The organism is Terriglobus sp. YAF25 (assembly GCF_052113305.1).
Taxonomy (GTDB): Bacteria; Acidobacteriota; Terriglobia; order Terriglobales; family Acidobacteriaceae; genus Terriglobus.
In genome coordinates, this window is sequence record NZ_JBFRCY010000602.1 from 1 (window position 1) to 2,909 (window position 2,909).

Below are 2,909 nucleotides of genomic sequence, written 5' to 3' on the forward strand. Positions count from 1 at the left end.
GCTCCAACACCTCGTTGCCCGAGGCGCGCCATACTGTACGGTGGAAGGCGAAGTCTTCTTCGGCCACTGCAAAATGATCGCCGTCAGCAACCATCTCCTGCATGCGCCGCAGATGACGCTTCAGTTCCAGAACTACATCATCGGTCAGATGCTTCGCCGCCAGATGAAAGGCCATCAACTCAAGGTACCGCCGCACCTCCATCATCTGCTGAATCTCGCGACGGGTAAGCTTGGTGACCGTTGTGCCACGATCCTGAACCCGGACCACCAGGCCGAGATGCTCAAGCTGCAGCAAAGCTTCGCGCACCGGAACCTGGCTGACATTGAGCTGTTTGGCGATGTGCGCCTCGCGTAGCGGTGTTCCCGGCGCCAGGTCGCCAGAGCAGATTGCCTGCCGCAACTCCTCAAACACTCCGCGTGATTTGCTGAGCGTCCGGATTGGCTTCAGTTGTTTGGTAGGCACAGCGATGATGCTACTAGATGCTGAAGTAGCGCCGCAATTTGAAACAACGCTCACTTCGGCGCGCTCCATGGCCTGGGTTGTGGCCCCTGCATCAACCACGACTTTGTTACCCGCGCTACCGAAACATGGACCGGCTTCGATTGGGAACCCTGCAACGAACCGGACTCGTAGATGACATAGAGTTCCTCTTTTCCTGAAGCGAGATCGCTATATCCGGTCACGCCGGGATCGAGGACGCGCTCATGTGACCATGTCTGTCCGTCGTCTTCACTCACCTTCACGGTCAGGTTCTCGCGAGCGCGCCACTTGCGGTCTATTGCCCCAGATACGTCACGAGAGTCGGGGTTCGAGAAGTACACTCGCTTCTCTGCTACATCAGCCAGCAACCCTGCATCGCAGGTCGGATCAAAGAGCCGCGGATCGAAACGCGGCTTCGACCATCCGGAGGCGCCGTCGTCACTCGTTGCTACAGCGCGCAGATGCTCCGAGCCTCCGGTGCGAATGTTCACCATCACCTTTCCATCCGCAAGCTGCGCCGCAACCGTCTCATTCGGGCTGACGATCTCAGCAGAGTCACGCGCCACGAGGGCGCCCCGCTTCCATGTGCGGCCGCGATCGTCACTATAAACAGTGCCTACCGCTGCGGGAGCATGCGCTCGCGTCCCGTCGGGATTGAGCTTGCCGTTCGCCATCCAGATCGATACCAGCAGACGCCCGTTGCGCAGTTGAATGCCGTGCCCAACCCCCGGTGTCACCACGTTCCAGTCATACTCACTCTTGAACTGATCGAAAACATCTGTGATCTCGCGCTCCTGTGAGAAGGTTCTGCCGTCGTCGCTGCTGTCGCGGACGAAGACCTTCGCATAGTTCTTCTGATAGAGAAGGTGCACCTCGTCTGCCTTGTTGTCAGCAATCATCACCGCGTTGTCGGTGAGGTCCTGCCCGTTGCCGGCGATCAGCCGTGACGGCTCCCATGTATGGCCGCCGTCGGTACTGCGACGTAGAAGAATGTCCGTCGGTGACCAGTCTCCTTTTGAGAGATCTTTCCGGCCCCCACAATAAGCAAGCAAGGTTCCCCGCTTGGTCTTCACCATGCCCGGCACACGATAGGTGGCATAGCCACCTATACCCGCATTCCACAGATTGGCGGTCTCCACCTGTGCCAGGGCCGCGCCCGTGGCAAAGACGAAGATCAAAGCAACGCAACGTCGAAGTCTCGGCTGCATCCTTCCTCCAAAGCTCTAGATACTCTCCGCACTTAAAGAGCGCATGCGAATCCGCGCCGTAATCGCTGCCGCCACCAGCATCAGCAGACCACAGCCAAGAAAGGTGCCATTCAGTCCAATTGACGCCTTCAGGATGCCAGCGGTGAGAGCCACCGTACCGCCCAGAATCGTACCCGCAAAGTTCAGGAAGCCGAATGCAGTGGCCCGCATTCCGGCAGAAACGCCTTCACACAGGACCGGCATCGTGTTGCCGTCGTACATTCCCTTCCCTAACCCGAACAGCAGCATGGAGGCGCACAACAGCGATACGTTCCCGGTTACACTGCTGACGATCAGGCATGGCGCAGCAAGCCCCAGCCCCACCGTCTGAGTCCAGACGCGGCCGCGATCGGTGCTCCGAGCCCACCGATCGGCGAGCATGCCGCCGCAGAGCAGGCCGATGAAGCCGCCCGCGCGGATCCAGAAGGTCGCTGTAAAGCCCGCGCTCGTCAGCGAGAAGTGGAAGCGTTCATACAGGTACAACGGGAACCACGTATAGATCGCCCAGTCGCAGATGGATGCAATGCCAAAGACAGTCAACAACGACCGGTACCCGGGCGTGCGCAGAATCACCCGGGCTGCTTCCTTGAATCCCTTCCCCCGCGCCGGTGGCTCTTCCACCTGCGTCTCCGCGGATGGGTTCCCCAGCAGGCTCATCAGCACAAACGCGTAGAGCACACCCACGCCGCCGAAGAGGTTAAAGACGCTGCGCCATCCGTGACGTGAACCGATCCAACCGCCCAGGGTTCCACCCAGCACCGTTCCAAGATACGTGCCGCTGTAGTGCAGGCTCACGGCTCTCGATCGTGTCCACGTACCATGATACGCGGCAATCATGGCCAGGCCCGCCGGCAGATAGCAGGCCTCACTGACGCCCATCAGCGACCGCATCGCCACCAGTTGCCCGTATCCCCGCACGTAGCCGGTCAGCAACGTGATCAGCGACCACACCAGCAGGCTGAAACAGATCATCCGCTTGCTGCCGAAGCGGTCAGCAAGATGGCCCGCCAGCGGACTGCTGAAGGCATACACCCACAGGAACGAAGTCCCCAGCAGTCCGAGCTGCACCGTGGAGATATGAAGCTCCGCCTGCAATAACGGGAAGATGGAGAAGATGACCTGCCGGTCCAGATAGTTGAGCATCCAGACAAACAGCAGCAGCACAACGACGAGCCACGGAT

At 59.8% G+C, this 2,909-nt stretch carries 3 protein-coding genes; all 3 read right to left on the minus strand.

The genetic code is table 11. The features are described 5' to 3' along the window. Positions 1-463 (minus strand): GntR family transcriptional regulator (locus AB4043_RS20880; protein WP_442307969.1); only part of this gene is annotated, 463 nt, incomplete at its 3' end. Positions 464-513: 50 nt separating this feature from the next. Continuing rightward, the gene (locus AB4043_RS20885; RefSeq protein WP_442303490.1) at positions 514-1,689 is read right to left on the minus strand and encodes a sialidase family protein; all 1,176 of its coding nucleotides are present in this window, start codon (positions 1,687-1,689) and stop codon (positions 514-516) included. A gap of 15 nt (positions 1,690-1,704) precedes the next feature. Then, on the minus strand, positions 1,705-2,909 hold a 1,205-nt coding region (locus tag AB4043_RS20890), incomplete at its 5' end, for an MFS transporter (protein WP_442307970.1).

Bases quoted from the DNA above. Each gene is read 5' to 3' on its own strand.
- AB4043_RS20885 (WP_442303490.1), bottom strand. From the start codon at position 1,689: ATGCAGCCGAGACTTCGACGTTGCGTTGCTTTGATCTTCGTCTTTGCC.